The sequence below is a fragment of the Sphingobium lactosutens DS20 genome, assembly GCF_000445105.1.
Classification (GTDB): Bacteria; Pseudomonadota; Alphaproteobacteria; order Sphingomonadales; family Sphingomonadaceae; genus Sphingobium; species Sphingobium lactosutens.
On the sequence record NZ_ATDP01000022.1, the window covers coordinates 1 to 610 of the forward strand.

Sequence of the window (610 nt, forward strand, 5' to 3'; positions counted from 1 at the left end):
TTCGATCCGAAGCGCCTTTGGGCGCTGGTGTTCAAGGAAAGCCTGCAGGCGATGCGCGACCCGTCCACGCTGCTGATCGCCTTCGCCCTTCCGGTCGTGCTGCTGCTGCTGTTTTCCTATGCGGTATCACTCGATGTGCGCGCGGTGCGCATCGGCGTCGTGCAGGAATCCGAATCTGCTTCGGCGCAATCGCTGGCCGCCGCCTTCGCCGGCACCCGTTATCTGGACGTCACCTTCGCCCATGACCGGCGCGAAGTCGCCGACCAGGTCGTCTCGGGCGATTTGCGCGGATTTGTGGTGATCCCGCAGGATTTCGAGCAGCGCCTGGCCGATCGCGGCACGCGGCCTCTGGTGCAGATCATCGCCGACGGTTCGCAGCCCAATACCGCCAACTATGTCACCAACTATGCGCAGGGCGTGGTGCAGACCTGGCGGGGCGGGCTTGATGGCGAGACGCCACGCGCAGCCGTCACGATGGAGCCGCGCTACTGGTTCAACGCCGAACTGGAAAGCCGCCGCGCGCTGGTGCCCGGCGCGATCGCCATCGTCATGACCATCATCGGCACCATGCTGACCGCGCTGGTGGTGGCGCGCGAATGGGAGCGCGGCA

At 66.1% G+C, this 610-nt stretch carries 1 protein-coding gene; it reads left to right on the forward strand.

Annotated features, from left to right (window positions below; all coding sequences use genetic code 11):
- Positions 1-610: ABC transporter permease (locus RLDS_RS29415; protein WP_021224263.1), on the forward strand; the 610-nt coding region annotated here is incomplete at both ends.